Annotated in this window: 4 protein-coding genes; 1 reads left to right on the top strand and 3 read right to left on the bottom strand. The window is 64.0% G+C overall.

What is annotated here, in order from left to right; translation table 11 throughout:
• Window positions 1-952: 952 nt before the first annotated feature.
• Window positions 953-1879, bottom strand: coding sequence for a polyphosphate kinase 2 (gene ppk2, locus BRAS3843_RS15655; protein WP_008969922.1), 927 nt, complete (start codon window positions 1877-1879; stop codon window positions 953-955).
• Window positions 1880-1972: 93 nt separating this feature from the next.
• Window positions 1973-2914 (bottom strand): acetamidase/formamidase family protein, encoded by a 942-nt coding sequence (locus BRAS3843_RS15650; protein ID WP_008969921.1) that lies wholly within the window; start codon window positions 2912-2914, stop codon window positions 1973-1975.
• A gap of 151 nt (window positions 2915-3065) precedes the next feature.
• On the opposite strand from BRAS3843_RS15650, the gene BRAS3843_RS15645 reads away from it, so the two are divergent.
• Window positions 3066-3869, top strand: coding sequence for a YdcF family protein (locus BRAS3843_RS15645; protein ID WP_008969920.1), 804 nt, complete (start codon window positions 3066-3068; stop codon window positions 3867-3869).
• Here the strand turns inward: BRAS3843_RS15645 and BRAS3843_RS15640 are convergent.
• The gene (locus tag BRAS3843_RS15640) at window positions 3866-5716 is read right to left on the bottom strand and encodes a tetratricopeptide repeat protein (RefSeq protein WP_008969919.1); all 1851 of its coding nucleotides are present in this window, start codon (window positions 5714-5716) and stop codon (window positions 3866-3868) included. The two genes, BRAS3843_RS15645 and BRAS3843_RS15640, sit on opposite strands and share 4 nt — an antisense overlap.
• Window positions 5717-5900: the final 184 nt, after the last annotated feature.

Genomic DNA, 5900 nt, shown 5'->3' with positions numbered 1-5900 from the left:
TCGCCATAGCTCTCGGATTCGGCCTTTCGGAGTCGCTCAGAGCCGTCCGCCGACTGGGTTCACGGTCTGGCCAGCCCCACAGGGAGCTCGGTGCTTCGGGCAGCAGATCGGGCATGCCGGAGGTGCCTGGCGGGCGAATCAGCTCGACCTTTCCACGCGCGAGCGCCTTCGGGGAGAGGGGCAGATCAGGGCAAAATGGTCTGCGCCGAAAAATTCATTTCGCGTGACCGTTCAACGCGATCGGCCGGCCAATACCGACCGGCGGAAATATTTCTATTTCGTTTTTTCAGAAATGTGCTTAGCTAGCGCCATCCTGCCTCATCGATGAGGGGCGTATCGCGATCGTCACGAGACGTGGAGCGCGGGATGCGGTGGACGTGACGCGGCGTGCGCAGCTTGTTTGCGCGGACGAGCGGTGTGTCACGGACGGCGAAGGCGTGTGGTCCTGGCGTCTCGGTGCTGACGCCGAGCGCAACGCGTTCACGCGTTGTCACGACACGGGGGCAATACAGCCGATCCCCGGGGAGAGCGCGCAGGAAACCGTTAAAACCATCGCGCAGGGAAGGCCGGGTGTTTTCGGCCGTACCTGTGGTAACCGCCGCGTGCATTTTTCTTCGCACGCGGGCCATGGGTGCCGGCCAGGCATCCGGCCTTCCCTGCGCCCTCGTTATCGCGAGGGTGATGTGATGAGCAGAGCTCGGCGCGAAAGCTGCGCGAGGATGAGAACGTGTGCCTCTGAGAGGTCGATCATCGATCGCCAAACTCGGACGTCATCCCCGCGAAGGCGGGGATCCAGTACGCCGCGGCTTAGCGAGAAACAACGACTGTCTCTGGAATACTGGGTCGCCCGGCTGAACCGGGCGATGACAGCGGGGCTGATTGCTGCACTTTGCTCAAATCGTCCGCTCGAACGGAAATCGCTCCAGCGAATGAGCGATCTCAGCAATCGTGCTTAATACCTCGCCGGCACGTACATGTCCGGCGGGATCTGTTCGCGATGATAGCTGGGATCGCGGATGCGGTCGGGCAGGATCACCGACTCGTGGGGCACTTCGCCATAGGGCACCTGGCTCAGCAGATGCGAGATGCAGTTGAGCCGCGCGCGCTTCTTGTCGACCGCCTCGACCACCCACCACGGCGCCTCCGGAATGTGGGTGCGGTTCAGCATGTCTTCCTTGGCCTTGGTGTACAGCTCCCAGCGGCTGCGCGACTGCACATCCATCGGGCTCAGCTTCCACTGCTTGAGCGGATCATGGATGCGCATCAGGAAGCGGAATTGCTGCTCCTCGTCGGTGATCGAGAACCAGTACTTGATCAGGATGATGCCGGAGCGCACCAGCATGCGTTCGAACTCCGGCACCGAGCGGAAGAACTCCTCGACCTGGTCCTCGGTGCAGAAGCCCATCACGCGCTCGACGCCGGCGCGGTTGTACCAGGAGCGGTCGAACAGCACGATCTCGCCGCCGGCGGGCAGATGCGAGACATAGCGCTGGAAGTACCATTGCGTGCGCTCCCGCTCGCTCGGGGCAGGCAGGGCGGCGACGCGGCAGACGCGCGGATTGAGCCGTTGCGTGATGCGCTTGATGACGCCGCCTTTGCCGGCGGAGTCGCGGCCCTCGAACACGACGACGACCTTGAGCTTGTTGTGCTGGACCCAATCCTGCAGCTTCACCAGCTCGCCCTGCAGGCGGAACAGCTCCCGGAAATAGACTTGGCGGTCCAGGGTGTCGCGCGCCTCATGAGTGAGCTCGAGCTGCTTGAACTGGTCGAGCTGGCTGTCCTCCAGCTCCAGCTCGAGCTCCTCGTCGAGGCTGTCCCTGAAATCCTCGTCGATCAGCGCGCGCAAAGCTTTATCGCGGCTAGCGTCGGTCTGGCTCATCCGTGCAATCCCTGTCTCAGGTTCGGCCCGGCAAAATGCCTCACCGCCTTTGACAAGGATATGACAGCGGACCGCGACCGGATGTCCGTGACCTCAGCCGTGCACGACCGACTTGGCGATCATGCAATGGATGCCTTTGGAGCCGTTGACGGTCTGGGTCACCCGCAGGTCGGCGGCCAGGCTGCAGAGCGTGTAGGCGTCCTCGCGCGACAGGTTGCGCTTCTCTCCGAGCAGCACGATCATGTCGCGCAAGGCGCGCACCACGCATTGGTCGAGATCGGGGTCCATCGCCATCGTCATGTAGTGGGTCGCGGTCTCGGCACGTGGATAATCGAGCTTGATGTCCTTGCGCACGGTCAGCCGGAAGCGTCCCTGCAGCGCGGTCTCGATCGCGGTGACGCAGACCTCGCCGTCGCCCTGTACGGCGTGGCCGTCGCCGCAGGAGAACAGCGCGCCCGGCACGAACACCGGCAGGTACAGCTTGGCGCCGGCGCCGAGCTCCTTGTTGTCGAGATTGCCACCCATCGCGCGCGGGATCAGCGAGGTGATGCGGCCCCAGGCCGGCGGCGGCGCCACGCCCATCACGCCGAAGAACGGCGCCAGCGGCAGCTCCAGGCCCCAGGGCAGCTCTCCGACCATGCGCGCCCGGTCGAGGGGAATGTTGAGCAGGCGGCTCTCGTGGAAATCGTCGGGCAGGGTGCCGGCAAGGGGACGGATCAGATTGTAGCCCCAGTCCTGCCGAAGCTGCACGTCCAGGATATCGACCTCCAGGACGTCGCCGACCTCGGCGCCATCAACAGCGATCGGGCCGGTCAGGATGTGGCCGGGCACCATGCGCTCGCTTTTCGCGTGGACTTCGAACAGCTCCGGCGGCACGTCGAACTTGGTTCTGTCCGGCACAACGTCGGGACCACCGCTGATGGTGTCGATCGTCACCTCGTCGCCGCTTTCGATCGTCAGCACCGGCTTCAGTCTGGCTTCGAAGAAGCCCCAATGACAGGTTTCGGGGCTGGAATGCAGATGATGGTGGGCCATGACGATGTCGCGCCTCTTTGGTTCGGCTCGGGAAGGTCTCGCCCTCCATCCATAGCAAATTGCATCCGCACTGCAGATAGCCGGATACGCGGGGCACGGCTGTCGTGTAAGAGGGCATCGCCGAACAAGCGCGGCGCGCGCGGAGTGTGGGATGTTCTTTGTCTTGTCGAAAACCGTCGGCACGATGCTGCTGCCGACCAATTTCCTGCTCGAACTGGGTCTGATAGCCGCGCTTCTTTTGGCGACGCGCTGGGCCAAATGGGGCCGCCGGTTGTTTGTCGTCACGATCCTGCTACTCGCGATCTGTGCGTTCTCGCCGCTCGGCAACTATCTTCTGTATCCGCTGGAGAGCCGGTTTCCGAAATGGGACGACAGCAAAGGTGCGCCGGACGGCATCGTCGTGCTGGGCGGGCCGATCGATGCAGATATCTCGGTGATCCACAACACCCCGATCACGCGTGCGGCCGCCGACCGCATCATCGCCGCGGCTGTATTGGCGCGCCGCTATCCGAATGCGCGCGTGCTGTTTACCGGCGGCAGCGCAAATCTGATCTCGAACGATGCGAAAGAGGGCGACTTTGCCTCGGAGATCCTGATCAGCCTCGGTGTGCCGAAGGAGCGGCTGATCATCGAGCGGCTGTCGCGCAACACCTACGAGAACGCCATCTTCTCCAAGCAGCTGGTGACGCCGAAGCCGGGCGAGCATTGGCTGCTTGTGACCTCGGCCTATCACATGCCGCGCTCTGTCGGGCTGTTCCGCAAGGCGGGCTTCCCGGTCGAGCCCTATCCCGTCGACTGGCGGGTCGGCCACTGGGACGATCTGTTCAGCTTCGAGAACATCGCGCTGGTCGGATTGGGCCGAACCGATGTCGCCGTGCGCGAATGGCTGGGCCTGGTTGCCTATCGGCTGCGCGGCCGCACCGATCAGCTGCTGCCGGGACCGGAGCGAAGTTAGGCGCTCTTGAACGCCGCTGCGTGCTTTTCGAGCTCGGCACGAACCGATTGCACGACGGGTGCGTAGCTGCGGCTCTCATCCTGCCGGAACAGCCGTGCGCTCGGATACCACGGGCTGTCCTCGCGATCGCGCAGCCAGCGCCAGTCGGCGATGTACGGCAGCATGATCCAGGTCGACCGCCCAAGAGTCGCCGCGAGATGCGCGACGCTGGTGCAGACGGTGACGACGAGGTCAAGACAGGAGATCAGCGCAGCCGTGTCGACGAAATCGCCGAGTTCCGCACTGAGGTCGCGGATCTCACGTCGCTGAGCCAGCAGCGGCTTGTCGTCCGGCCGAACGTCCTTCTGCAGGCTGACGAAATCGGCGTCGAGGTCGAGCAGCGGCAACAGCATCTGCAACGGCATCGAGCGGTTGCGGTCGTTGGCCTGGTGCGGATTGCCGGCCCAGACGAGACCGACGCGCAGGCGGTCATGGCTGCCGAGCCGCTGCTCCCACGTCGCGATCCGGTCCGCCGGCAGTGGCGGCAGGTAGTTCGGCGAGGGAATCGTCTGCAGCGTGGTGCCGAAGGCGAGCGGCAGGCTCATCACCGGGCAATGCATGTCGAAGGCGGGCCGCGGCTCAGGCGACCAGGGAATGCATTGTGCGAGGCCCTCGACACCGGACAGCAGCGGGCACAGCGCCTCGCGCACGACCAGGATCACTTTCGCCCCGCGCGCCGCCACCATCGGCAGATAGCGCGCGAACTGAATGGTGTCGCCAAAACCTTCATCCTCTTCGATCAGGATGGTCTTGCCTGCGATGTCCTCTTGTCCCAGCCATTTCGGCTGGGCGAAGCGGGGATAGTCCAGCGAGAAATCTGGCATGTTCCAGCGTGCCTCGCGTCGCGCCCAGCCGGATTTGAAATCGCCGCACTGCAGCTCGATATGGGCCAGCTGCCAGGCCGCCTTGGCGTTATCAGGCGCAAGCCGCAGGATGCGGCGATAGACCTCGCCCGCGTCTTCGAAACGCGGCAACTGCAGCAGCGCAAAGCCCTTGTTGAGCAGCACCTCGATATAATCCGGCCGCGCCTTCAGCGCCTTGTCGAACCATGTGATGCCTTCCTCGTAACGGCCAAGCCAGACCAGCGCATCGCCGAGATTGTTGCAGATGATGGGATCGTCCGGCTCGAGCGCGTGCGCGCGCGTGAGGTCGGCGAGAGACTCGTCGTAGCGTTTCAGCTTGCGCAGGCTTCGCGCGCGCGCCTGCAGGGTCGGCGCATGGTCCGGCCTGATGTCGAGGCAGAGATCGAACTGCCGCAGCGCCTCCTCGAAGCGCTTCTCCTGGTGCAGCAGGAGGCCGCTTTGCAGCGCCGCCTCCCAATGCCGCGGATTCAGCCTCAACACCTGCTGATAGCCCAACAGCGCATCACCGGAGCGCTTCAGCGACAGCAGCACGCCACTGAGATGCTTCCACAGCTCGGCATCGTCAGGCTTGAGCTGAATGGCCTTGTCGAACACGCTGAGCGCATCGTCGAACCGGCCCATCTGCTTCAGCGTGAAGCCGAGGCTGGTGAGATAATCGACTTTCGGCTGTTGCCGGATGGCGCGCGACAACCATTCGACCGCGTGGTCGTATTGTCGCATCTGCAGCGACACCAGGCCCATCAGATACAGGCTGTCGGCATGGCCCGGATCGATCGCAAGCGCCTGCTGGCAGCACATCTGGGCGTCAAGGAAGCGGCCGGCGCTCAAATGCTGCAGGCCGGTTTCATAGAGAGCCTGGGTTGCGGACGATTGTGGCGGCGACGGCTGCGGGTTGGGACCGGCCGTTGTGCCCTTGGCGGCATTCTTCCGGTCGCTGCGGCTCATCGACGGCCCCTGTCTGAGGATCAGAAATTCATAAGCGATTCTAGAGACATCGAGAAGGATCATGATACGGCATGCGAGCGCGGACCGCAGAATTACTGGCTTCGGCAGACGCAAGCGTCTAACAAGCGCGCGGACGTCGAACGAGGGCATCGCACGATCAGACGATGCGGCAGGGAGGGAGTGC

It is taken from the genome of Bradyrhizobium sp. STM 3843, from assembly GCF_000239815.1.
Classification (GTDB): domain Bacteria; phylum Pseudomonadota; class Alphaproteobacteria; order Rhizobiales; family Xanthobacteraceae; genus Bradyrhizobium.
This window is presented reverse-complemented; position numbering and strand designations above follow the sequence as displayed.